Genomic DNA, 25,309 nt, shown 5'->3' on the forward strand with positions numbered 1-25,309 from the left:
GTTTTTTTTAAGAAATCCCGTATAGATTCTTAATGCATGGGCATCAAGTGCTTTAAAGAGGGTAGATCAGATGACCCCCTATAAAAAAGCCTATGCCGAAGGTTTTTCCCTGCAACATAGGCTTTTTCTTTATATTAAATTTTCAAAATCAAATGATCACTTTCCTCTTTTTCAAACAAACCTTCCAACACCGCCAATATTTCTTTTTATTGACTTAAAAGAGCAATGCCTTTTTCCATACGACGAAGGGTTTCTTCCTTCCCTAAAATATACGCCAATTCAAAAGCACCGCCGGGGGAGGTTGGCTCACCTGATAAAGCTGTTCGAATAGGCCATAATAACTGACCATTCTTGATCCCCAATTCGCCCACCAAGGCCATCATGCTATCATGGATTGCCGTTTCGTCCCACTGAGTCAAGGCCTCTAAAACAGGCATTGCCGCCTGTAGGCTTGAAAGGGCAATGGCATCATCCGTTTTCATCTTCTTATGGGTATAAAGCTCTGTGCCATATTCAGGCAGCTCTTTAAAAAATGCAACCAACGCCGGAATATCGTTCAAGGTTTCCAAGCGTTTTTGCAGGAGTGTTGCAATTTTCTTCAAATCCAGCTGAGTTTCCCCCAAAGCCTCCTTTAGCTTTGGCTCCGCCAAGCCATAGAATTTTTCAAAATCCATGGCCTTCATATATTCCCCATTCATCCAAGTCAATTTTTTAATATCAAAAATGGAGGGAGACTTGCTCAACCCTGCAATATCAAACTTTCCTTCCAATTCCTTTAAGGTAAAAATTTCAGAATTATCCGAAGGGCTCCAGCCCAGCAGGGCAATGTAATTCACAATGGCCTCTACCAAATACCCCTCTCTCACCAAATCCTCGAAGGACTTATCTCCGTGACGCTTAGAAAGCTTATGATGGGCATCACGCATTACCGCCGGCAAATGCACATACACCGGTGCCTCCCACCCAAACGCCCGATACAGTAAATTGTACTTAGGCGTGGAGGATAAGTATTCACTCCCTCTTACTACATGGGTAATTTCCATCAAGTGGTCATCCACCACATTTGCAAAGTTATAGGTGGGAAATCCGTCTGCCTTCATCAAAATTTGGTCATCCAGCTCCTTATTTTCCACTGTGATTTCCCCATAAACCAAGTCATGAAAGGTGGTTGTCCCCTCCTCAGGCATTTTTTGACGAATGACATAGGGCACCCCTGAATCCAGTTTCCCCAGTACATCTTCCTTTGATAAATGGTAGCAATGGCGGTCGTACTTTGCAAAAGCCGCGCCCTCCCCATTGCTTTCCTTCAAGCCGTCCAACCGTTCCTTGGTACAAAAACAATAGTAAGCCTCGCCTTTTTCAATCAATTCCAGGGCATAATTCATATACATGCCCATTCTTTCACTCTGCACATAAGGGCCGTATTCTCCCCCTACATCAGGGCCTTCGTCATGGTGCAGCCCTGTCATTTTCAAGGTATTATAAATAATATCTGTAGCGCCCTCAACAAAGCGCTCCTGATCCGTATCTTCAATACGCAAAATAAACTTTCCACCCTGAGATTTTGCAATTAAATATTCATATAACGCCGTACGTAAATTTCCGATATGCATATATCCGGTAGGGCTGGGCGCAAACCTGGTTCTAATTTCCATTTTAATACTTCCTTTCCCATAAATAATCTGACAAGCCCAATAACACATATTAATAGTTTATACGCAAACCTCCCTCGTGTAAAGTCCTTTTTCCTTGGGGCTTTTCAGCCTTCTAGCGGTGTACTGCGGCTTTTTTGATAGAAGCATAATATCCATTTTCAGCGAATCCCATTCTTTTATTTCAAATGAAATACATTTTTCGGCACTTTCCACCTTTGAGGATTTTCCCTAATAACATGAAAATGAACCCCTTTCACTAGACCTGTTTCGTCTATCAAAAGGAGTTCACTTTCTTTACTGTTAATATTTAAGAAAAAACTAGAAGAAAGGTAGTCTTTTCAAAGAGGGCTAACCTTGCCAGCAATCATTCCCGTCTTTGCAAGGCATTGATGCATCAAAGATTCTTTGCTATATCCTGATCCATGGAAGGTGCTTTTTTCATAAACTTAACCACAAATAACCCTAAGCAAACAGCGGCAAAAATAATGCCTGCAGGATAAGAAATTCCCGCACCTAATTTAAAGCCTTCGGGCGCCATCAAAATATATGTACAGCTTACTGCGGACATAAATGTAGCTGGAACTGCAGCAATCCAAGGTAAAATTTCATTCTTACGCAGGTAAGCTGCTGCTGCCCAAAGAGCGATCATGGCCAATGTCTGGTTACTCCAAGAGAAATATCTCCAAATGATAGTAATATCAACCTGAGATAGCAGAGCGCCAATTGCCAACAGTGGAATGGTAACCATAAGTCTGGTTTTGATTTTTTGCTGATCTACTTTGAACCAGTCGGAAATTACCAAGCGGGCACTTCTAAAGGCTGTATCGCCGGAAGAAATGGGGCAGGCAATAACGCCAACCATCGCAATGACAGCACCGATAGGTCCTAGGAGGGAGTTGCAGATTTCATAAACAACACCGCCTTGTCCGCCAAGTCTTGTAATTGCTTCTGCCAAACCGCCTGTGCCTTCGTAGAATGCAACACCTGCTGCGGCCCAGATCAACGCAATTACACCTTCACAAACCATGGCACCATAGAAAATTTTTCTACCGTCTTTTTCACTCTTCATGCAACGCGCCATCAAAGGTGACTGTGTTGCATGGAAGCCGGAAATTGCACCGCAAGCAACGGTAATAAACATAAACGGCCAAATTGCTGTACCCTTCGGATGAAGATTGTTAAAAGCAATTTCAGGAATTGTGTAGCCCTTGATGATGATTCCGCCTGCCACGCCAATGGCCATAACAATCAAACAAATACCAAAGATTGGATAAACCTTACCAATTAATTTATCAATAGGAACCAATGTTGCCAGGAAATAATATGCAATAACCACTACCAACCAAAATTTTGCATTAAAGGCAGCCGGTGTCAGCATTGCCAACAAGGCTGAAGGACCTGTTGCAAAAACAGTACCTACCAAAACAAGTAATACAACGGAGAAAATACGCATTACTGTTTTCATAAAGGGTCCAAGATAGATACCAACAATCTCAGAAATACTGGTGCCTTTGTGACGCATAGAAATCATACCTGCAAGGTAATCATGCACACCACCTGCAAAAATAGTACCGAAAGTAATCCATAAAAATACGGATGGCCCCCATAATGCACCTGCAATTGCACCATAAATAGGCCCTAATCCTGCAATGTTTAACAGCTGAATCAAAAAAATCTTGGGGTTGCTCATTACTACGTAGTCTGTTCCATCCGCCATTGTTGTCGCAGGCGTAGGTCTGTCATCGGGTTTAAAGGTTCTTTCCACGAAAGCACCATACAATAAATACCCAACGATAAGAATTGCTAGACATACGAAGAAACTAATCATAACTTTCCCTTCCTTTCATAAATAAAAATTAGTATTTTATAAGTTCTTCTGTCTGTCAAGACAGGGCTTATGCCGTCTGATTTCCCAGACGGCATAAGCTGCATATTCCTTTGAATATGTTGATAGAAAAAGAATAGCGTATTTTTTCTTTTTTGTACCGATTTTTAGTGTCACTGGTTAAAATCAGCGCATAAAACGCAAAAATGCCTGTGCAAAATGCATCTATATTTAATCTGTTTTTAATATAAACAAAGAAAGTCGTATAGAAATACCGTTTTTTTCTTGTTTTTTTACATCTTTTTACCTTTTGTATTTTTCCCTACTCTTTTACAAACGCTTTAATTTGCTTGTTTTTTAATCTTTGGGAAATTACAGCAAAAACCGTGTGATATTCCGCCTTTCCCTCTCATATGCAAGGAACAAAAAAAGAGCCTTTCCCTTTTCAAGGATGCAAGCTCTTTTTGATAAGCTACATACTAAATAGCTGCTTTAGCTCTTTGATCTGATTTCGTCCCACGGTTAAAATTTCTTTCTCATAGCCCTGCATTTTTACACAAGTAGTATTATTAAACCAAGGGTAAATTTCCACCACATATTTTAAATTGATCAAGTAGCTTTTGTGGATACGGAAAAAACCGTTTTCCTTTAGCCGTTCTTCAAAAGAATTCATGGCACAAGCCGCCGTATAGGATTTTCCCTTGACGTGCACAATGCAAGCACGGTTTCCCGTTTCAATATATACAATGTCTGAAATATCAACCAAAATCATCTTTTTATCGGAATTAATTGAAATTTTAGAAATTGTGGTTTTCTCTTCTTCCTTCCCCGTTTCCCTCATATAGCTGTGCTTGCTTTGTTTTTTCATATACCGCTGCAGGGTTTGTTCAATTCTTTTGGAATCAAAGGGCTTTAAAATATAGTTCAGGGCGTCAATGTCAAAGGCTTTTTCCGCATAACTATTGTATGCCGTTGCAAAAACAATTTCCACGTTGGGTTGGGCTTTTTTTGCCATGGCGGCTAAGGTTGTCCCATCCATATCCCCCAAATTAATGTCCATGAAAATCAGATCAAAATCCTCTTTCAAAAACATTTCCATTGCTTCTTCCCCACAGCTTGCCTCCATAACCTCTGCGTCTGCAAAGGCTTCGCAAATCAAGTGCCGTAATTCGCTTCTTGACGGCCTTTCGTCATCCACTATTGCTATTTTCATCACCTTCCGCCCCCTTGTCCATTGGAATTCTTATGATGATTTCTGTCCCCGATGGGGCTGATTTAATGTCCAAGCCATATTTTTGCCCATAAATGCTTCGCAGTCTTTTGTCCACGTTGGAAAGCCCCACCTTTGAACTGTCCAGTGTGTCATGATGCAGTGCATCTATAATATCCTGAGGGATTCCTTGCCCCGAATCCTTTACCGAAATTGTCACCAAATCCTCCGTTTGCTGTACCTTAATCTCCACCGTGCCTGCGCTTCGCTTCATTGCCCCGTGCTTTACCGCGTTTTCCACAATGGGCTGCAAAATAAAGCTTGGCACCTGACAATTTAAATCTCTGGGAACGTCCATAATCAGCGTCAATCTATCATCAAACCTAGCTTTTTCCAGCTGCAAATAGGAATCCACATGGGAAAATTCATCATAAATATCAATCATATATTGATTTGTGTTGAGGATATTTCGAAAATAAGTGCTTAATACAATCAGTAATTCCCTTGCCTTGTCCGGCTTTTCACGACAAAAGGCTGTGATGGTATTTAATGCATTAAACAAGAAATGGGGATTGATTTGAGATTGCAAAGCTTTAAATTCCGCCTTTTGCAGCAGCTCCCGCTGTTTTTGAGCTTCCACCAGCTCCAACTGGGTAGAGAAAAGCTTGGACAACCCGTCCACAAAATCCTTATCCGTTTGAATAGAAATTTTGAATTTCTTAGTAAACACCAAAATAACCCCAACCACATTACCCTTGCTGTGAAGGGGCGCCCCAACAATGGTAAATTTTTTTAAATGCTCGTAAAAAACATCCTTTTCCTCAGCTGCTTCCGCAACCTTTAGGGCATCCTCGGCAATTACCTCACGAACAATTTCCGGCAGCCCTCCTTCTTGATATTCCGCCTTCAGGGATACCTCCTCACATTGATAGCTGAGGATTCTCTCCCGATCCGTAATCACAACGCCCCCATCTCTGGAGTTCTCCAAGATCATTTTTGTAACCCTGTCCATATTTTCCTTATTATATATACCTTTGCGTAAAAAAGGCAGACATTGCTCGGAAATATCAAAAGCCAATTTAATCCTTTTTGCGGATTCATTATCCTGTTCAATGAAGATGGAATTAAAAACAGAAATAAAAATAACCATCCCTAAGGAATTAAAAAGAATCATGGGAAAGGCAATAATTTTCACCGTTGCCAAGGCAGCCCAATAGGGCTTTGCAACCAGCAAAATAATGATCATCTGGAAAATCTCCGCCAAGGCGGCAATTAGAAAAATATCCCGCATTTTCCAACTGTTCCTTTTTAAATATTTTGATGCCAATACCCCCATAATACCTTCCACAAAGGTGGAAATGGCACAGGCAGCAGCAGTAAAGCCACCCACATCAAAAAAATAACGGTGCAAACCACCGATGATTGCCGCACCAATACCAACAATGGGCCCGCCAATAATCCCCCCGGACATTACCCCAATCACGCGGGTATTCACAATTGCGCCGTTAACATTAATTCCTGTATAGGTGGATAATATGCTGATCAGCCCAAAAATTACTGCCAAGGCAATATTGGATTTTAGGTCTGTTTTATAGGAAAACATAAATTGCTTCACAAACGTTGTTTTTGTCAAAAGCTGCGCTATAATAACCAGCATGGATAAATTTAAAATTAAATTTTTGAAAATATCAATCGTCATATTTCTACCTCAATTTCCCCTATTTTCTGCTATTAGAATACTACAACCCATCAAAGAGGTCAACCTAAGGGATATTGATTTTTTTACATTTCCATAAATTCACTGGAGAAAATAAGTTTATTCCCGCTATTTGCAAAAAATGCAAAAATTTATTTATGCCTTTTGTATTCGTTATGCGCCCATACACCCATGTTTTTGTGCTTTGGATATCCGTTGCTATTTCTTTTTTTCCATGCTATACTATTCCAAATTATTTTATTTTTAAAAAGATAATATCCGTTTCTTTGGGCAGCTCCTTAGATAAAATATTTTTTTCTAACGCTGGAAAAATGAAGGGCTGTAAAATTCCGTAAACTACAGAAAGTAGGTGCTGCTGCTTGGAGCTTGATCGAAAAAATATTCGTAAAATAAGGGGACTCATTGTTTTTACAATACTCCTCCTTATCGGGCTTTACCGCTTCGAGATGATATTAAACGCCATTGGTTTTATTCTTGATATTTTATTTCCCCTGTTCTTAGGCTGTGCTATTGCTTTCATTCTAAGCGTTCCCATGGAACATATCCGAAAATTGCTTTTTGGGAAAGCGTTGGCCCAGACAACGGAGAAAAAGGTTCAGCCTTTGAAAAAACTGGCGAACTCCGTAAGCCTGCTGTTATCTATCCTTTTGGTGCTTGCTCTGCTGTATTTTGTAATGGCTATGGTGCTGCCTCAATTGACTGCTACGGTGACGGATTTAACCCAGTCCCTACCCAAAAAGATTCCTCTTTTGGTGGAACAGCTAAAGGGCTTTCTTGCCGCCTATCCCAATACCCTATCTTGGCTGGAAAACATTCAAATCGACTGGCAACAGCTCATAAAAGACATGGCGGACTTTTTCAAATCAGGTGCGACCTCCTTCTTCGGTTCCACTCTCGGTATTGCCAAAGGAATTTTAAGCGCATTTGCCACCTTCTTGATTGGCTTTGTTTTTGCCTGCTATATTCTTTTGCAAAAAGAGGCACTGGGCAGACAAAGCCGCAAACTGCTTTTTGCTTTTTTATCCGAAAAGCATGCTGAGCAAATAGTTGAAATTTGCGGCTTAACCCATAAAATTTTTGCAAACTTTCTCACAGGGCAATGCTTGGAGGCAGTAATTTTAGGCACCATGTTTTTCCTTTCCATGACTATTTTTCGTTTCCCCTATGCGCTGTTGGTGGGGGTACTCATTGCCTTTACCGCTTTGATTCCCATTTTTGGCGCTTTTGTGGGCTGCTTGATTGGTACCTTTTTGATTTTAACGGTAAACCCCACCCAAGCCCTTACTTTTATTATCCTCTTTCTGATTTTGCAGCAAATAGAGGGTAATCTGATTTACCCCCGGGTGGTGGGCGGCTCTGTAGGTTTACCCTCCATATGGGTTTTGGCGGCGGTAACTGTTGGCGGCAGCCTATTTGGCATCATTGGTATGCTTGTATTTATTCCGATTGTTTCTGTAATTTACACCCTGCTTCGAGAAACAACCAATTATCGATTAAAGGAAAAACATTTAAACGTAGAATAGCCCCTTTCCTTTTCAAAAGAACCCCCCATTGCAGGAGTTACAAGCTTTGCCTTGTAACTCCTGCAATGGGGGGTTTGTTGTTTAAAATGTCTTTCTATCCTAAAACAAAGCTTTCTAACTTTCAGCATCTAAATCGTCAAGAAATTTATTTTGGTTCCGCCTTTTCCACATCCTCTAAGTACTTGCATATTGCCTGATAATAAGCCTGTGCTGCCCTTGCGCACCCCTCGTCTGTGCCAAATTCCGCCACATCCTCTTGATTGGTCACAAAGCATTGCTCCACCAGCACTGTAGGGCAGGCCATGTTTTTTAACATTCCAAAGGTGTCATAATCATAAATTTGGGTATCCGTAGAATCCAACAGCAGCTTTGAGGTGTTCCCCTCTTCATCAGCGACATAATAGCCAAACCGAACGCCATCCGTTCCCCGCAGTCTTGCCCCTGCCCCTTCCATTTCTTTCGCTATGTATTGGGCCAAAACCAGGCTTTTCTCATAGTTTGGTTTGCCCGGCGGAGAAGGATAGCATTCAAAGCCAAAGGCTGATGCATCCTCGCCGGAATTTGCATGAATGGAGAGCACCAGATTCGGCTTAACCCTTTGAAACAATTTGTTTCTATCGGTAATGCTTTTATCCTCCCCCTCGTCACGGGAGAGCACAACCCGAAAACGTCCATCTGCCTGCAAAAGCTCTGCCAATTTTGCCGTTGTGTGCTCCGTTAAATCCACTTCCTGAATTACCCCAACAGCACCCACATCAATACCTCCGTGGCCGGCATCCAGCCCAATCACATAGGGCTTGCTGTAGCGAAAATATATTTGAAACCCCACGTATCCCAATGCAAAAAGAAGCACCGCTAATATCAGCTTTTTCAATATTCCGCCTTTTCTATGTCTGTGCCGTTTTTTTTGCTTTCTTTGCGGCTGATATTCCCGCCAATTTTTGCCCTTCATGCTCTGTCACTCCCAATTTCCATTGCCTGCACCAAAACGGACAACGGCTGATAGCCTCTTAGACTAAGATAATATAATCTGCTTCAAAAGTACCCCCCATTTTTTTGTCGGCATACCTTCGGGTTAAAACGTAAATTTCTGATTTTCCTTCGTAATATTGTGAATTTTATCTCCATAGGGCTTTTCCTTTAACATCTCACAAACGTCAAACCTTCCCCAAAAATGCATAGGAAATACAGCCGCCGCTCCAACCTCCTGCATAAAATAATCCGTTGCCCAGCAATATTTATCCTCTAGGCGCAAATCCGCCGGAACAAATGCCACATCAATCTGTCTGCCCTTTATTTGCTGAATCTCCTCTTGATAACTCTTGGCAATCTCGTCGTTAAATTCTTTGCTTTCCCCATTCCAATGCCACCAATTCAAATCCCCGGCATGATAAATCATTTTATCATCCGCTTCCACCACAAACGCAACGCCTTCGTCGTTGGAAAGCAAGGTTTCAATCTCCATCCCTCGAAATTGATAGACTTCATGAGGCTTCACATACAAAACCTCCCCCTGAAAATCAGAGGAAAGCCTTGTTTCATCCGAAACAACATAGGACACCCTCTCTGCCCAGTCCAATATTCTTGCGTCAAAATGGTCATTATGATTGTGGGATACAAAAAAAACAATGTCCTTTCCTATGAAATGTTGAGGGTTAAAAAAATCAAAACGACCACCCTGGGAATAATAATCAAATACAAGCACCTTGTTTTCTGTTTCCACTAAAAAACCGCTGTGATTCAAGTAAATTACGTTCATAAAAGCCCTCCCTCATATTCATGTATATTATTAAAAAAAATAAAAATTATTATTTCAAGAAATTCTAGTTTCGTCCTATAATATCAATCATTTGCACAAGCTCTCTCATATTAATATTGTAGCACATTTTTTTCTGTTTTTTGTCCTCGTAAAAAAGACTTAAGATTTTCTCAAGTCTTTACTAGTATTCCACAATTTCCTTTTTTAACGCACCAATACCTTGGGACAACAAAAATTGGGAAGCCGAGGTATCATAAAGCCATGGTCTTAGCTCCTTTTCACCTAAAATTAAGGGCATACGATGATGCACCTCGTCCACGGTTTTGCTGCTGTGGGTAGTTAAAATCACAATTTCCGCCCCATTTTGATGCGTTCGATATAAAGCCGCAAAGTAGAGTAATTCTTTCTCTTTTTGAGAAAACGCAAAACAATGCCGCTCTTTATCCCATTCAAAAAAGCTATGGGCAGGAACAATACATCTGCCATTTTGAAAACAGCCTCGAAACAACCCCTTCGTCAACGCCGTTTCCTGCCTTGCATTATAAACCAGCCCTTTCCCCTGCACTTGAAAGCCCCAACGACCTACGGATGCAGTGGTTGTCCCTTCTGGGGAAACCAAAAGATAGGGGATCGAGTTAGCGGGACGGGCGATTTGAGGCAACGCAGCATTGGGGGATTTTCTGCGAATTTCCGCCATAATTTTTTGCACCGCCTTGCTGTTTTCCTCCTGCCGCCACAAAAACTGCCTGCACATATTAAACCTCACGCACCTCGCCTGTTTCCGGATTCATAACAAAACCATAAACCTCCACACCGTTATAAATCAGCGGATGAGTCTGAATCATTTCCACGGTTTTCTCCACTGTCTGGCTAACATCGCCAAATCCTGTGAGCCATTCCACAGGATTGCGGTGGTTTCTCTCCGCTTCCGCCAGCGCCTCTTGGGTAATTCCCTTTGCCTTCATTTTCTCAACAATATTTAACCCATCCAAAATTTGAACACCACAGTCATCATGACCGATGACCAAAACCGTATCCACACCCAATTCATAGATTGCAATCAAAAAACTGAAAATCACACTTCCATAGGGATGGCTGATTTGCGCCCCTGCATTTTTTATCATTTTCACATCACCATTTTTAAAGCCCAATGCCGCCGGCAAAAGCTCCGTCATTCTAGTATCCATACAGGACAAAATAGCAATTTTCCGGTCGGGATATTTGGACGTTGCATACTTTGAGTAAAGCTCGTTCTCCACAAACACCCGGTTATATTCCAGCATTTTCCTCACGCGTTCATTCATAGCTTGTTCTCCTCTTTTTTCCTTCTGTGCTGTTTGGCCTGCTTCATGACGGTATAAATCAGCAAAAACCATAATACAATTAACCCCAATGCAACAGGAATAATGTTTTTTATTAAACTATTCGCAGAAAAAAAATGTATCCATAAAAAAAGCCCTGCAGCAACAATCAAAAAATATGCACCCATCACAATTTGCATATACCCCTTCACTTTTTTGCGCCTCTCTCTTTCAAAGTGTTTTTTTTGCAGAAAAAGACTCTAAAAAGAGCCTTCCTAAAATTCCTTTAAACCATTGAATTATTTAACAATTGTAAAAATCCATTATAAATTTAACTTATTATAACATAATAATCAGTATTCTGTAAAGTTGATTGTTTCTTGATAAAAGAAGGAAAGCCTCCTTCTAATACCCTTGGAACAGTATCCCGCCAAGCTATTTAGAAACACAAATTTCTTTTTTTTGCGTCCCACGTTCTAACAACTCGAAAAAAATACCCTCTTAAAATTATAGAGGGTTCTAAAAAAACCATCGTCCTATCCATTTCAAGGATAGTATAACTACCTACAACAGGCTTCCAAAACTCCAACCACTCACTTGCGTTTCCGGATGAAAGATTGATTCAGTTTAATACTTAATTTACAAACTTTGTTTCACATACCCCACCATAAATTTTAAGGCATACAAACCACATGAGAATACGTTTGCACAGGGTGTGGACAATGTCCACACCCTGTGCAAAAACTTGGTTCCTTCAAGCTTTTTTCAACGATACAGAATACAAATAGATGCATTGCTGCACACAAAAGGTCTTATCCCTTATCTTGGTCTGTTGTTCCCAACAGCATCCTGCCACATTTATTACAACAGGATAAGTCGCCCTATCCTTTCATTTCGTCTTGCTCCGGATGAGTTTTGCAACGCCTTCCCTGTTTCCACGCTCCGGCAATAAACGCAATACAATACCGGAAAACATCTTCATACCTACCATAAAATTTAGCAAAGGTATCTACGAACCATTGGCTATTGACTACCTATCTTCTTTATTTTTTCTGTTTACTGATTCATAATAGCATAATGCGCAACGAACAAAGGAAACTAAGCCTTATAAGGTCTTTGAATCCAATTTTATTTGGCATTTAAAGAATTCTGCGTCTGAATAAATACATCACCCATGAATCGTTCATAATTTTCTCTTTGTTTATGTTTATTCCCTCTATAAAGATTATTGGAAATTACAATTTGATTTAACAAACCCGGGTCAAGATAATTCATTTTACAAAATTCATCTTTATCATACAAATCTTTTAGCGTTCTTCCAATCTCTAAAAGTTTTTCATAATGACTTCCATTAGAAAAACCCATAATCTTAGAATTGTCGGAAAAATCACCATAGAAAAAAAGAGATTTGGCAAGCCAACCTTTTTCCGCCAAACCGCCTTCTGTTGTATTAGTCAGAACAAAATTTAAATATTCTGTAAATTCTGTAAATTCCCCTGTCGTTGTTTTTATACCTATAATAGGATACCATAGACCTTTGATCTTTCCATTATTCGTACCCGAAGAACTGTAATAAGCTAATGTAACTTGCTCTATATCATGATCATATTCAATATTCACATCTACTAAACCAATCATTCTAAAATGTTTCACAGAGTATATATTCGCACAAAAGCTTTTTATATTTATTTCTTTAATACAAATTGAATTGTTCATACTCTACCCTCCCATGTTTCATTTATTATTTATATTTAAGATATAAACCATATAGTTAAGAATACTGCGCTTAACCATATGGTTTATCATCATCTTAGTCTTGTATTTTTAATTTCATAATATCACTTTGAATTTCCTCAATATTCGTATAGCTATCTTCAATTCCCATGAGTTTTTTTAAAAACAAGATTTCTTGTTCTGTTATATCTAGTTCTTCATACCAAGGCCTCTCTTCTAACTCTAAGTCTTGATAAAAAGATGTATAGTATAAATGGATTAAAAAATCTCCCAAGTACCAATAATCAACTTGCTTTGTATATTTTTTATCATCTATATATCTAGCTAACCCAAAATCGATTAAAACGATATCTTGATTTTCTTTGATTAAGACATTAGGCGGCCTAATATCTCGATGAACAATATTGTTTTGCTGCAATATAGATATAATCTCTACCAGTTGAATCGCAATTTCAAAAATCTGCTCCTTACGAAACAAATAAGAATCATCAGCTAATAAATCTTCAAAGACTATTCCCGGGATATATTCTAATACATAAGCTGGCAGGTTATCTATTTCTAGATATTCAATAAATTGGGGGAATTTAGGACTATTTAAACTTTTTAAGATTTCCTGTTCGTAAAACAATTTTGATTTGGATTTTTTTAGCATGTCTTTTTTTAGTAATTTAATGATGCATTTTTCATCTTTAGTATTTTTCGCAAGATACACAATACCGTATCTCCCCTCACCAAGTATATCCAAGATGGAATAATCTTTTATTTGTTCTCCCTGCTCATAGTAGTTCACCATAATACAACACTTCGCTTAATGCTTGTGTTAAATTATCGACTAAAACTGTAAGAACGGGTAGCTGATCTACCAGAAAAACTTCTGGAAACACTAGACCGGCTACGTCTTTGGTAATAGCTATGCCCCTTATTAGGATCAAAGTTTTTTTCTTTCATGATATTTCCTCCTTTTATATTGGTTAGTTGCTTTTTATACAGCAGTTACGATTTGGATTAGCTGTACTATATATTATTCCTCGCTTGTACATTGTGTTACATTACCACTAATGTTTTTCCACTGACTGGAAATATCTCAATTTATAAGGTTTATCAAAGCTTTATGTCTTGTTTTTTCCTATTTTGTTATAACCTTTCATGCTATTTTTTTGCACAAAAAATCCCTCCAATCCTTGTACAAGTCTAAGATAATTTTTTTATCTATAACCTTGTTCTTGGTTTTGGAGGGAACGCATGAAACCTCAGTAAATCCAAAGTTTCTTATCTTCATTTGTATGAGCAAGCCTATAAGCCGGGTTCTGTCTTGGACAGCCATCTATCTTGGTCTGTTGTTGCCAACAGCATCATGCGACATTTATTGAAACAGGACGAGCAGCCCTATTGTTTCATTTCGTCTTGCTTCGGGTGGGGTTTACAGAGCCTTCCCTGTTACCAGAGAAGCGGTGGGCTCTTACCCCACCTTTCCATCCTTACCTGCAAAAACAGGCGGTTTATTTCTGTTGCACTATCCTTAGAGTTGCCTCCACCGGTCGTTAACCGGCACCCTGCTCTACGAAGCCCGGACTTTCCTCACCTTTATGGGGCGCGACCATCCAGCTTACTCACGAACACCATTATACGACATCCTGTTTCTAATGTCAAACCTTGAAGCAGCTTCCACCAACAAATTCCTTAATCAACGAATTATTGGGAATTTCAATGCCGGGCGCAGCCAGAAAATATCCCAAAAATTTAATTAATCTTTTTGCTGTAATATACTCCGGCTTGGAAGGGTCTATGGCAAACAATAACGGCTCGGCATACTGCTTTAATACGCTCAACTCATAAATCGTTGCCGAATTAAAAATGGCATCTGCATTTTCCTGATAGGGAAAAATATTTTCTTCCTCCCCCTTTTTTACCATATTCCAAGATTCAATGGTGGCCGCACCATCTCTCCCCCGAAATTGATTATCCCGCACCATGCGGCGAATCAAACGGCTGTCCGAGGTAGAAATTCTATTATGGTCATCAATATTTAACTGGGTAATTGCATTGATAAAAATTTTAAACTTATTTTCATCGGGAATTTCCGAAGTCAATTTGTTGTTTAAGCCATGAATGCCCTCAATTACCAAAATTTCATCCTTATCCAGCTGAATATAAGTCCCCTTGTGTTCCCTGGTTCCCGTCACAAAATTAAAGGATGGAATTTCAACACGATCCCCCGCAATAATATTTTTTAAATCCTCATTTAATTGCTTTAAGTCCAACGCATCAATGCTCTCAAAATTTTTGTTTCCCAATTCATCCACAGGGGTAAACTCTCGGTTCACAAAATAATCGTCCAGGGAAATTTTATGAGGCCGAACGCCTAACGCCCGAAGCTGAATACACAAACGGTTGGCAAAAGAGGTTTTCCCGGAAGAGGAAGGCCCGGCAATTAAGACCATTTTCACCTGATCAATTTTATGATATACCTGATCCGCTATCTGGGCAATTTTCTTTTCGTGGAGCGCCTCATTGATTCGTATCAATTCGCCAAATTCTCCCCTTACCAAGGTGTTATTTAAATCCGCCACATTTGCAACCCCCATGAGCTGGCACCATTTCATCTGCTCCATAAACACACCGCTGATTTTTTGCAGATGAAACGGCGGGTGAATGTTAAGAGGATTCTTTGCCTGGGGTAATAGTATTAAAAACCCATTTTCATAAAGCATAAGCTCAAACAGGTTCAATGTTCCCGTTGAGAGAGGCATATATCCATAAAAATAATCAAACAATCCCTCAATCTCATACAAATTGACATTGGATGCACGGCGAAACCGAAGGAGCTCAGCCTTATCAAGCATACATTGCTTTTTCATAATATCAAGGGCTTTATCTTTGCGGCAGGTATGCTTCACCAAGGGCAAATCCGCCTTAACATACCCATCCATTTTTTCTTTTAATTTCCGCAATAAATCTTCATCCACGGTAATCCTAGGCTTAGCAATTTCACAATATAGGTTTCCCTTTAACGAATGTTCGATAATCAAAGAGGCATCCTTACCAAACAAATCCCAAACCGCTTTCACCAGTAGGAAGGAAACTCCCCTTTGGTATACCCGCATTCCTTCTTCGTGGGTAATATCAAAAAAAGAAATGGGGATGTCCTCGTGAATGACATTGTGCAGTTCCTTCAGTCGATTTTCCTGCTTTGCCACCATAATGCCGCCTACGCATTCTTCACGAAAATCTTTTGCTAATTCTCCAAAAGTGGTGCCTTCTTTCACCAAAACGTCTTTGCCCATTACATTTATCTGCATTTGTTCCAATACAATTCCTCCTATTTCATCAAATTGTCCAGAATGTTTGTCCGTTTACCTTTGAACACACAACCTCTAAATCCCAGTCCTTTTGTTTCGCTGCCTCAAGCAATGCTTTTTGCAGTACAGGTACAATAATCACTTCGCTGGCATAGTGGGTAATATCTCCAACACAAAGCCCCAGTTCCAAGGCTTTTTGCGCTTCATGAAATTTTAAATCCCCCGTTAAATAAAGGTCTGCACCCTGTTTTTTTGCAGTGGAAAAAAATTCTGTGCCGCTTCCTGTGCAAAGACCCACACGCTGAATCTCTTTGTTGGAATCACCCACAAGACGAATGATTCCCTCCAACCCCAGCTTTTCCTTTAATACTAACGCAAAATCGGAAAACACCATAGGCTGTTTTAAATCCCCGATGCGGCCAATTCCCTCTTTTTTGCCCTTTTGTTCCACAGGATAAATATCGTAGGCCACCTCCTCATAGGGATGGACTGCTTTTATTGCTTCCAGGATTTTTTCTACTTTCCCCCCAGGCGCAATGGTTTCCAGACGCACCTCCGGCGTTTTTTCCAAAATGCCCTCTGTGCCTATATAGGGAGAAGTGCCCTCCTGGGGCAAAAAAGTACCCTCTCCCGCCGTCTGGAAGGTACAATGAGAATAGCTTCCTATATGACCGGCACCGGCAGCACACATGGCTTCACGCACCACATCCAGGTGGCTTTGGGGTACATAAACCACAATTTTTTTCAATTCCTCTGCCCATGTTTCCTCAAGAATTTCTACATGGGTAAGGCCAATCATTTCCGCCAAAACATCATTGGTGCCACCCTTTGCCACATCTAAATTTGTATGAGCAGACAGCGCCGCCACTTCATTTTCAATCAGCTTATAAATTCGTCTACCCAAGGCATCCGTTTTTGTGATGCTATTTATTTTCCGAAACAGCAGCATGGGATGATGGGTCAGAATCAAATCCGCCCCAATTTCAACGGCTTCCTCCACCACAGAATCAATGACATCCAAGGCCACCAGAACCTTTTTTACCCTATGGTCAGGGTCGCCCACGGCAAGCCCCGTATTATCCCAGTCTTCTGCCAATTGGGAGGGTGCTACCCCTTCCATAAACGCCACAATATCCTTTACCTTCACAAGCATGCCAAAGCCTCCCTCATGAACCCAAGTTTTTCTCTCACTTGAAGCAAGCGTTCCTTTGCGTTTTCTGTTTGACTCTCCAGTAGCCTTTTCTCCACCAAACAATATTTCCTCTCCTCGGCGGTTAACAACTCTTTCAAAAAAGGGTTCTTTTGTAATAATAATCCCTTTCCATACAAATAGTCAATTTCACGATGATATTTTTCCTCTCCCGGTATACATCGCAGGATATTATAATACTTGCCGTCCTCCTTCAGCATCTCCTCGGTTTCTATGGAAAAACCAATGGTATGCAAATACCGGCGCACCGCATCCACATCGTGCTGCGGCGCCAAAATCAGCTCCTTTAAGGATGCAGCCACCTCTGGGCTATCCTTTAATATTCTTATAGTAAGCATACCGCCCATACCGGCAATTACCGCCGTTTGCGCTTCCTTTGGCTGCATTGGCAAAAGGCCGCTGCCCAATCTGGTTTCAATGATCTCCTGTGCACCATACAAAAGAATATTTTCCCTTGCCTTTTCCAAAGGCCCTTTGCGCACATCGCAGGCAAAGCCTCTTGTAAGCTTCCCTAAACTATGTAGAAATATAGGTACATAGCCGTGATCCGTTCCAATATCCGCCACTTGCGGATAGGAAACCAAGGCCGCAACTGCTTGCAGTCTTTTTGAAATATCCATGGGTTTCCCCTTTCTATGTCAAAGTTTATTCTAATAATTATGCTTTTACAACGTTTTTTCAAAAAAAGAAGGGAATCCTTCTTTCCGCTGCATTATTAAACAGCTTTTTTGTTTTCTCAATAAAAAAACGGTCGAAAATAAGGAATTTCGCCCGTTTCAGACTGTAGATGCCTTTTAAAACCCGCCAAAACACAGCAATCCTTCTCTTTTTGATAATATTGTAATTTTGTTAAAGGGTGCCGATTTGATCGACACCCTTTATACATTTATTCCAAATAGTCCTTCAATTTCTTGCTGCGGCTGGGGTGTCTTAGCTTTCTAAGCGCCTTTGCCTCAATCTGACGAATTCGTTCACGTGTAACGTTAAATTCCTTCCCTACCTCTTCCAAGGTTCTTGCTCGTCCATCATCCAAGCCAAAGCGCAAGCGTAATACCTTTTCCTCTCTGTCTGTCAAGGTATCCAAAACTTCAATGAGCTGTTCCTTTAACAAGGTAAAGGCTGCCGCCTCCGCAGGAGCAGGAATATCGTCATCGGGAATAAAATCTCCCAAATGGCTGTCCTCCTCCTCGCCGATAGGCGTTTCCAGAGAAACCGGCTCCTGGGCAATTTTCATAATTTCCCGCACCTTATCCTCAGACATCTGCATTTCCGCCGCCAATTCCTCCGCCGTTGGTTCACGGCCCAATTCCTGTAGAAGCTGTCTGGAGATACGAATCAATTTATTGATTGTTTCTACCATATGCACAGGAATACGAATGGTTCTTGCCTGATCGGCAATGGCGCGGGTAATGGCCTGTCTGATCCACCAGGTGGCATAGGTGCTGAATTTATACCCCTTATGGTAGTCAAATTTTTCAACCGCCTTAATTAATCCAAGATTTCCTTCCTGTATCAAATCCAAAAACAGCATTCCTCTACCCACATAACGCTTAGCAATACTGACAACCAAACGCAAATTGGCTTCGGCAAGCTTCTTTTTTGCTTCCTCGTCGCCATTCTCCATGCGCTGGGCAAGATCAACCTCTTCTTCTGCGCTTAACAAAGGTACCTTGCCAATTTCCTTTAAATACATACGCACCGGATCATCAATATTGATGCCCTCGGGCAATGTCAGATCCAGATCCTTTTCAACTTCCTCTTCGGCATCTATATTCCCCAAAACGTCAATTCCTTGAGATTCCAGGTACTCATAAATACGCTCAATTCGGTCGGGGTCAAGGTCCAAATCCGCCAAATGTTCCATGATCTCTTTATATTCCAATACACCCTTTTTCTTTTTTCCATGCTGCACCAATTCCTCTAAACGGGTCAACAACGTATTTTCTTCGACGGATTTCAACGCAATCCTTCCTTTCTCTGCTCTTATAGTCTAACCATCTTAAATGGTAATATACAGGGAATCCAGCCTTCTTTTGGCTTCCACCAGCCTTTGTAACTCTTCCGCATCAGTTGTGTCAGCCATTAAATTGACGATTTTCGTCCGTTTCAGTAGTTTTACCGCTTCATTGATCGACTTTTGTAAGTCTTCCTTGCTTTGGGCGGGAAGTTGGATTGCGAAAATCTCCGTCACAGGCTTTTGTTCGGCTCCATCTTCAAAAAAGCTTACCAGCTCCGCTGGGAATACGTTGCCGTTATTCCGCCATAATTGACCAATTGCCTCAAAAACCCGATCATAGAGTTCCTCGGTAAAATCCTCTTTCTCTAAAACACTTACTAACTTTTCGTAAATCTTTTGCTCAGATGCACAATAATACAAGATACTTCTTTGGGCCTCCAAAAGGCCCTTCTCCCCAGGGTTCTTCACATTACTTGCCTTTTGATTCATTTGCCGCTTTTTTTCGGCCTTATTTTGAAAAGCGATCTCCTCTTTTTGCACACGCTTGTCAATTTCACTGCGTATGGCAGCTTCTTCCACCCCTGTCATACGGCAAACCTCGCCTGCATATACATTCCGCTCAATAGCATTATCCAGCTTGGAAAGGATATCTGCCGCTTCTGTAGCGAAGCGCACTCTATGCTCGGGGTTATCCAAATTATATTTTTTCTGAATACAGGCTATTTCAAAGGAAATATAGTGAACAGCGTTTACCAATAGCTTTGAAAACTCTAACGCTCCGTTTTGCTTAATAAACTCATCAGGGTCCTTCCCGTTTGGCACTTGCATCACCCGTACACGAAAACCATTTGTACATAAAACAGGAATTGCCCTCAATGCCGCATTAGTGCCTGCCTCGTCGCTGTCGTAAAGAAGGATAATATCCTCAGCAAATTTTTTCAGCGTTCGGGCATGCTCCTGATTAAAGGCCGTTCCCAAGGATGCCACCACATTACGAAATCCCCCTTGGTAAAGAGAAATCATGTCCATATAGCCCTCTACCAATATCAGTTCCTTTTTTCGCTCTGCCTTGGCAAAATTCAAGCCGTATAGGTTTCTGCTTTTACTGAATAAAATGGTTTCGGGAGAATTTAAGTATTTCGGCTCTCCTTTTCCTATGATTCGTCCGCCAAAGCCTACAACTCTGCCTTGGAAATCAAAAATAGGAAACATGAGCCTGCCGCGAAAACGGTCGTGATACCCGTTTTTATCCTTATTTTCAATGACCAATCCGCTTTGCAGCATATCATTGATAGCGTAGCCCTTTTCTTTTAAATGCTCCATTAAGGCATTTCGCCGTTCCGGTGCATAGCCCAAACCGAATTTACGGCTCACTGCCGCCTGCAGCTTCCTTCCTTCTATGTAGCTGCGGGCATCCGCTCCTTCTTCGCTTTGTAAGACATCATAATAAAAACGCCCCGCAATACTGTGAATTTCAAACAGTCTTTCCTTTAATTGCTCCACCGCTATGGCCTGGGCGTTTTTTTCCGGCTCCGGCAGGGTGATATGGGCACGATCCGCCAGCTTTTTTAAGGCTTCGGGAAAATCGCAGTTTTCCATTTCCATGACAAAACCAAAAACATTCCCGGCGGCACCGCATCCAAAGCAATAATAAAATTGTTTTTCGCTGTTAACGGAAAAGGATGGCGACTTTTCGTTATGAAACGGGCAGAGGCCAAAATAGGAATTCCCCTTTTTCTTCAAAGGAACGTACTGAGAAATCACCTCAACGATATCATTCTGCAAACGTACTTCTTCCACAATTTCACGGGGATAACGCACACCTAACACCCACCTTTTCCCTTCGCTTTTCTATAAACAGTCCAAAAGGAAGTGAACCTCAATTTGCACTTCCTTCTCACCTTAAATAATTCGACAGAAACTTTAAAAATCCTTTTGCCAACCTTTATTTTGTATATATGCCCAAAAAATATGGGGAAAATGATATTTTTTTTAAAAAATCCATCTACTTTTCAAAGCCTCCCCCATTCCTTAGGAATAAAAAGCTCCGTATATTTAGCCACCGCAAAGCGATCGGTCATGCAGGCAATATAGTCGCAAACCACCTTCCACAGGGGTTCGCCCTCTTTCAAAAGCTGTAAAAACTCCCCCTCCATAACCTCTGGGTGGCTCCAATAATATTCGTACAAATCCCCGATGATTTTATCCGCCTTTTCGTGCTCCTCCATGGCAATGTCACTCATGTAAACATTACGAAACATAAAATCTCGTAGATTGGTCAAGGTTTCTCGCATTTGCACACTCATGCGGATTTCGTTTCTACGGGCACTGTTTGTAATGGTATCTCTGATCATGGCATTAATACGGCTGCTGGAGGTAGTGCCAATGAGGGCGACAATTTCCGGCGGAATATCCTCCGGCGTAAGCATCCCCGCCCGCACAGCATCATCAATATCATGATTGGTATAGGCTATTTTATCAGAAAGCTGAACTACCTTTCCCTCCATGGTGGCAGGCTTGCAGCTAGTGCGATGGTTTAAAATTCCATCCCGCACTTCCCAAGTCAAATTTAACCCCTCTCCATTTTTTTCCAAACGATCAACCACCCGTAAGCTTTGCTCGTTATGGGCAAAACTCCCATAGGCTTCACAAAGCTTGGACAGCTTTCGCTCCCCCGCATGACCAAAGGGTGTATGCCCCAAATCATGTCCCAAGGCAATGGCCTCGGTTAAATCCTCGTTTAGGTTCAACGCCCTTGCAATGCTCCTTGCAATTTGCGATACTTCCAGGGTATGGGTCAAGCGTGTGCGGTAATGATCCCCCTCAGGGGAAATAAACACCTGCGTTTTGTGCTTCATGCGGCGAAAGGATTTGCAGTGAATGATCCGATCCCTGTCCCTTTGAAAATCTGTGCGAATGTCGCATTTTTCTTCAGACTTTTCTCTCCCTTTTGTAGCAACACTCTTTTGGGCATATTCCCCAAGGAGCTTTTCCTCTCTTGCCTCTTGTAAAAGCCGTAACTCCATACTATCCCTCCTTTATGGTTCGCAAATTTTTTCTTATATTAGAAAAATACGTCGTTCTGCGCAAAAATCCTCTTTTTCTCCCACGAAAAGATTGCATTTTCATCATATTCCTGCTTTATAAAATAATTAAGCCTTTCCATATCCCATCCTCCTGTAAACAAAATTTCCACATTTTCGTAGTTTCATTGGATAAAAATAAAGAAACCATCCGCTTCTACAGATGGTTTTTACCAGTTTATTATTTTATTAATGGAATATGTCTTATAAATAAATATATCCGCAGACAGGTTTTTCCAAGCGTCTATTTTTTTCTTTGGATAACCATTCCCTTATTCAGGCACCTTACCACTACCCAAATACTCAGCATAGGCTTTCCCCCGCACTTGCACAAACTCCCGCTCAGGATAACGCAGCGCCGTCAAATATCCGCCATAAACACACCCTTGATCAATATCCACAGTATTATGGACGATGTTTGGTTTCTCCTGAACGGTATGCCCATAAACAACAAACGCCTTCCCTCTGTATTCCTCTGCCCAGTCTAAACGTATGGGCTTTTCGTTTTTTTCAAAAACCCCGGCTGTTTCACCATATAAGCAAACGGCACGAATTTTATTGGAAAACCGCCCCATGGATTCCTCTCGCAAACCGCCATGAACAACTGCCAGCCTTCGTTTATCCAGCAACAAATAGTAGCATTGGCTTTTATAGCAGCTCATGAACCGATTTCGAAACGCAACCCTTTCCTCTTTTGACCGCTTTTCCAATTCCTCTATGGTATTTTCCAAGCCATGGGACATTCGAACCTTATTCCCTAAGAAAAAACGGTACAGCTTATTGCAATGATTTCCATGCACCCAGAAAGAACCGCCATAAATGACCTGATCCATCCAAAATTCCAAGGCCGCTAAATTCTTCGGGCCTTTATCCGCCACATCACCCACAGAAATTAACCTTCTGCCTTGGGGATGCACATAGGCTTGTCCTTTTTTTTCGTAGCCCAACTTTTGCACAAGCTCCATCAGCTCGTCATAACAGCCATGGACATCTCCAATGATATCAAATTTATTTTCTTTAAATTCTAATATGCGGAAATTTCGTTCCCGTTGCTCTCTCATGCCGTCATTCCACTCCTAACCTTCCTTCTTACTATAACATAAAAATCTTCGCAGGTAAAAAAAAAGAAGAGAATTATTTCTCTTTTCCTCATATATTTAATAAAACGACAATACGGAGGGATTTTCCATGTATCGTAACCCATATTTACCTGATCCATTTAACGCCCGTGCATGCGACCCCGCATCTGGTTCGCGCCCAGCACCCATGAAAAAACAGATGCAAAAACCCATTTTGGAGGAACCAAAAATAAATGAAAGGAAGCCTGATTATAAAGAAGCTCCTATCCTTGAACATGCAAGCCCGCCCAAGATGGATACGGAAACCTGTGAGAAAAACTGCTGTGGAAAACCAATTGAAAAAGCTTCCTGCAGCCCGTCCTGCAACGATAATCAGTTTCCGGTTATATTACTTTTGCTTTGCTTATATGGGTGCATTTAATTTATGGTGCCCCAAAATTTTAGCCTGTCCCACACTTATCTAATTGCCCCACCCCTATTTCATAAATAGCGCTACAAAACAAAAAACCCGCATTGCAAAAATTACAAGAGAAACCTTGTAATTTGCAAGCGGGCTTTTTTATGTTTTTTAACGAAGACAAAGTGACATTTACAGGGACTTATAACCACCGCCATGCCACCCTAAAAAATAATGTAGAAACGCCTTCGGTGAAAATTAATAGCCCAACATGGACATAATTTGGATCATCCTATCCCGTTCTTCCTGTGGCAGGGTTGCGCTTACAGCCGCCAAAAGAGCCTTTTGCTGCTCCGCCTCCAACTTCCCGCCCTGGGACAGCTTCTCCCCATATTCCAACAGCACATCCAATCTTTCCATTCCTGTTTTTCCTCGGCTTTTTTCTGCTGCCTCACGAATCAAACGCAACCTTTCCTCTCCTAATGCCTGTACCTCTGGAATATCCCATTCCTTACTCACTGTCGTCCCTCCTTGCACCCATAATTTGTCTTATTTCCATAATTTTCATCATGCTATCCAACTGGTTTTTTTCTTCTGCTGCCAAATACGGTCGCACGGCGTGTAGCATTTTATGCCGCCGATACACCGGATCCTCCTGTTTCTCCCTTGCTTCCAGCTTTGTGCCCTGCAACACACGCCTTAGCTCCATAAAGCGCACCGCCACAAAAATATTTTTCTGAAACTCCATATCCAAAAAAGGAATGGCCGCACATAATATTTTTTCCCCTTGGGTACTGCCAAAGGGCGCCTCAAGGGCTGAGCTTTCTTTTACCTGAATATCCTGTGGCTTTTGTTCCTCTGTGCTCCCAAAAAGACGGCGCAGCCGGTTGATTCTTTCTAACAATTGAAAAGTATCACTGTTGTCTGCTCCCATCATTCCGGACAAAAGCTTCATTTGCTCGCTGCTCAGTTTTTCCTCCATTTTTAACCTCCCCCAACAAGCCTTTTAAAAACATATGACGAATGACAAGAAAAAATAACTTTTCCTATTCCCAAAAACTTATTTCTACATATTTTATTAGAGAAAGAAAGGAGATGTTTTCCATGTCTTTTCCAAATTATTCGTCCCAAAGAGGCGAAGCTAAAACCTCTCCCGAAGCCCTCCTTACAGGAAGAGGAATCGGTATTGCCTTCCTTGATACAGGTATCTCTCCCGTTGCGGATTTTATCACACCCCAAAACAGAATCGTTGCGTTTCGAGATTTTGTGAGCGGGAAAATAAATCCTTATGATGATAACGGTCACGGCACTCACGACACGTATTTGTAGCAGTAGTGTTTGCCTTCATTTTGGAGGAAACGAAAAACCCTCTTTCTTTTCAGAAAGAGGGTTTTTCCGGCGTTCAATATGAATCACAACTACCCTAAGGATAGCGGACACCTTAACTCAATAGTAATAAAACATACAAACCGCAGCAAATAAGATGATTGCACAATCAAACAAGCGATCCTTTATCTTATTTACAAATGTCATAATACATAACATCCTTTCCAATCCACG

21 protein-coding genes, 1 other RNA gene and 1 pseudogene are annotated in these 25,309 nt (G+C 41.2%); 3 read left to right on the top strand and 20 right to left on the bottom strand.

The annotated features are described in order from the left end of the window. Positions 1-206 precede the first annotated feature (206 nt). The 4 genes from gltX to CLNEO_RS00520 all read right to left on the bottom strand — a co-directional run bounded on the left by gltX (position 207) and on the right by CLNEO_RS00520 (position 6,389). Positions 207-1,655 carry a glutamate--tRNA ligase gene (gene gltX / locus CLNEO_RS00505; protein WP_066083409.1) on the bottom strand — a complete coding sequence of 483 codons (1,449 nt, stop codon included), beginning with the start codon at positions 1,653-1,655 and terminating at the stop codon, positions 207-209. A gap of 394 nt (positions 1,656-2,049) precedes the next feature. Then, the gene (locus CLNEO_RS00510) at positions 2,050-3,483 is read right to left on the bottom strand and encodes a carbon starvation CstA family protein (RefSeq protein ID WP_066083410.1); all 1,434 of its coding nucleotides are present in this window, start codon (positions 3,481-3,483) and stop codon (positions 2,050-2,052) included. Between the two features lie 469 nt (positions 3,484-3,952). Then, entirely contained in the window at positions 3,953-4,693 is a 741-nt protein-coding gene (locus tag CLNEO_RS00515) for a LytR/AlgR family response regulator transcription factor (RefSeq protein ID WP_066083411.1), read from the bottom strand. Continuing rightward, the gene (locus CLNEO_RS00520; RefSeq protein ID WP_066083412.1) at positions 4,671-6,389 is read right to left on the bottom strand and encodes a LytS/YhcK type 5TM receptor domain-containing protein; all 1,719 of its coding nucleotides are present in this window, start codon (positions 6,387-6,389) and stop codon (positions 4,671-4,673) included. The genes CLNEO_RS00515 and CLNEO_RS00520 overlap by 23 nt, the downstream gene beginning before the upstream one ends. Positions 6,390-6,766: 377 nt before the next feature. Here CLNEO_RS00520 and CLNEO_RS00530 point away from each other — a divergent pair, with 377 nt between their 5' ends. After that, the gene (locus CLNEO_RS00530) at positions 6,767-7,930 is read left to right on the top strand and encodes an AI-2E family transporter (RefSeq protein ID WP_066083415.1); all 1,164 of its coding nucleotides are present in this window, start codon (positions 6,767-6,769) and stop codon (positions 7,928-7,930) included. A gap of 145 nt (positions 7,931-8,075) precedes the next feature. On the opposite strand, the gene CLNEO_RS00535 is transcribed toward CLNEO_RS00530, so the two are convergent. The 14 genes from CLNEO_RS00535 to CLNEO_RS00605 form a co-directional block, all read right to left on the bottom strand. Next, a complete protein-coding gene (locus CLNEO_RS00535) occupies positions 8,076-8,882 on the bottom strand; it encodes an N-acetylmuramoyl-L-alanine amidase (RefSeq protein ID WP_066083416.1) in 807 nt (268 codons plus the stop codon). A gap of 123 nt (positions 8,883-9,005) precedes the next feature. Continuing rightward, positions 9,006-9,689 (bottom strand): MBL fold metallo-hydrolase, encoded by a 684-nt coding sequence (locus CLNEO_RS00540; RefSeq protein WP_066083417.1) that lies wholly within the window; start codon positions 9,687-9,689, stop codon positions 9,006-9,008. A gap of 181 nt (positions 9,690-9,870) precedes the next feature. Next, positions 9,871-10,443 (bottom strand): SOS response-associated peptidase, encoded by a 573-nt coding sequence (locus tag CLNEO_RS00545; RefSeq protein ID WP_066083418.1) that lies wholly within the window; start codon positions 10,441-10,443, stop codon positions 9,871-9,873. Between the two features lies 1 nt (position 10,444). Beyond that, a complete protein-coding gene (locus CLNEO_RS00550) occupies positions 10,445-10,993 on the bottom strand; it encodes a beta-class carbonic anhydrase (RefSeq protein WP_201032836.1) in 549 nt (182 codons plus the stop codon). Between the two features lie 1,125 nt (positions 10,994-12,118). Beyond that, entirely contained in the window at positions 12,119-12,706 is a 588-nt protein-coding gene (locus CLNEO_RS00560; protein ID WP_066083422.1) for a hypothetical protein, read from the bottom strand. 94 nt (positions 12,707-12,800) lie between these two features. Further along, positions 12,801-13,517 (bottom strand): serine/threonine-protein kinase, encoded by a 717-nt coding sequence (locus CLNEO_RS00565; protein WP_066083423.1) that lies wholly within the window; start codon positions 13,515-13,517, stop codon positions 12,801-12,803. Between the two features lie 487 nt (positions 13,518-14,004). After that, positions 14,005-14,337: RNase P RNA component class A (rnpB, locus tag CLNEO_RS00570), an RNA gene on the bottom strand. Positions 14,338-14,370: 33 nt separating this feature from the next. After that, entirely contained in the window at positions 14,371-16,023 is a 1,653-nt protein-coding gene (locus tag CLNEO_RS00575) for a nucleoside kinase (protein WP_066084523.1), read from the bottom strand. A 28-nt stretch (positions 16,024-16,051) separates the two neighbouring features. Continuing rightward, on the bottom strand, positions 16,052-17,176 hold the full coding sequence (locus CLNEO_RS00580; RefSeq protein WP_066083424.1) for a Nif3-like dinuclear metal center hexameric protein: 1,125 nt from the start codon (positions 17,174-17,176) through the stop codon (positions 16,052-16,054). Next, positions 17,167-17,853, bottom strand: a complete 687-nt coding sequence (locus CLNEO_RS00585; RefSeq protein WP_066083425.1) for a tRNA (adenine(22)-N(1))-methyltransferase — start codon at positions 17,851-17,853, stop codon at positions 17,167-17,169. The genes CLNEO_RS00580 and CLNEO_RS00585 overlap by 10 nt, the downstream gene beginning before the upstream one ends. Before the next feature lie 266 nt (positions 17,854-18,119). Further along, positions 18,120-19,193, bottom strand: a complete 1,074-nt coding sequence (gene rpoD / locus CLNEO_RS00590) for an RNA polymerase sigma factor RpoD (protein ID WP_066083426.1) — start codon at positions 19,191-19,193, stop codon at positions 18,120-18,122. Positions 19,194-19,232: 39 nt separating this feature from the next. After that, positions 19,233-21,011 carry a DNA primase gene (gene dnaG / locus CLNEO_RS00595; protein ID WP_066083428.1) on the bottom strand — a complete coding sequence of 593 codons (1,779 nt, stop codon included), beginning with the start codon at positions 21,009-21,011 and terminating at the stop codon, positions 19,233-19,235. 191 nt (positions 21,012-21,202) lie between these two features. Then, on the bottom strand, positions 21,203-22,216 hold the full coding sequence (locus tag CLNEO_RS00600) for a deoxyguanosinetriphosphate triphosphohydrolase (protein WP_066083430.1): 1,014 nt from the start codon (positions 22,214-22,216) through the stop codon (positions 21,203-21,205). A gap of 329 nt (positions 22,217-22,545) precedes the next feature. Next, positions 22,546-23,334, bottom strand: coding sequence for a metallophosphoesterase (locus CLNEO_RS00605; RefSeq protein WP_066083432.1), 789 nt, complete (start codon positions 23,332-23,334; stop codon positions 22,546-22,548). Between the two features lie 127 nt (positions 23,335-23,461). Here CLNEO_RS00605 and CLNEO_RS00610 point away from each other — a divergent pair, with 127 nt between their 5' ends. Continuing rightward, on the top strand, positions 23,462-23,773 hold the full coding sequence (locus tag CLNEO_RS00610; RefSeq protein ID WP_066083435.1) for a hypothetical protein: 312 nt from the start codon (positions 23,462-23,464) through the stop codon (positions 23,771-23,773). Between the two features lie 234 nt (positions 23,774-24,007). Here the strand turns inward: CLNEO_RS00610 and CLNEO_RS00615 are convergent, their stop codons facing one another. After that, positions 24,008-24,268, bottom strand: coding sequence for a hypothetical protein (locus tag CLNEO_RS00615; RefSeq protein WP_066083438.1), 261 nt, complete (start codon positions 24,266-24,268; stop codon positions 24,008-24,010). Then, positions 24,261-24,731: a hypothetical protein gene (locus CLNEO_RS00620; protein WP_066083440.1), complete on the bottom strand. Its 471-nt coding sequence runs from the start codon at positions 24,729-24,731 to the stop codon at positions 24,261-24,263. Before CLNEO_RS00620 ends, CLNEO_RS00615 begins: the two co-directional genes overlap by 8 nt. Before the next feature lie 122 nt (positions 24,732-24,853). Here CLNEO_RS00620 and CLNEO_RS00625 point away from each other — a divergent pair. Then, positions 24,854-25,063: pseudogene (locus CLNEO_RS00625) on the top strand (hypothetical protein); the annotation flags it as partial. Positions 25,064-25,309 lie beyond the last annotated feature (246 nt).

This window comes from Anaerotignum neopropionicum (assembly GCF_001571775.1).
GTDB classification, from domain to species: Bacteria; Bacillota; Clostridia; order Lachnospirales; family Anaerotignaceae; genus Chakrabartyella; species Chakrabartyella neopropionicum.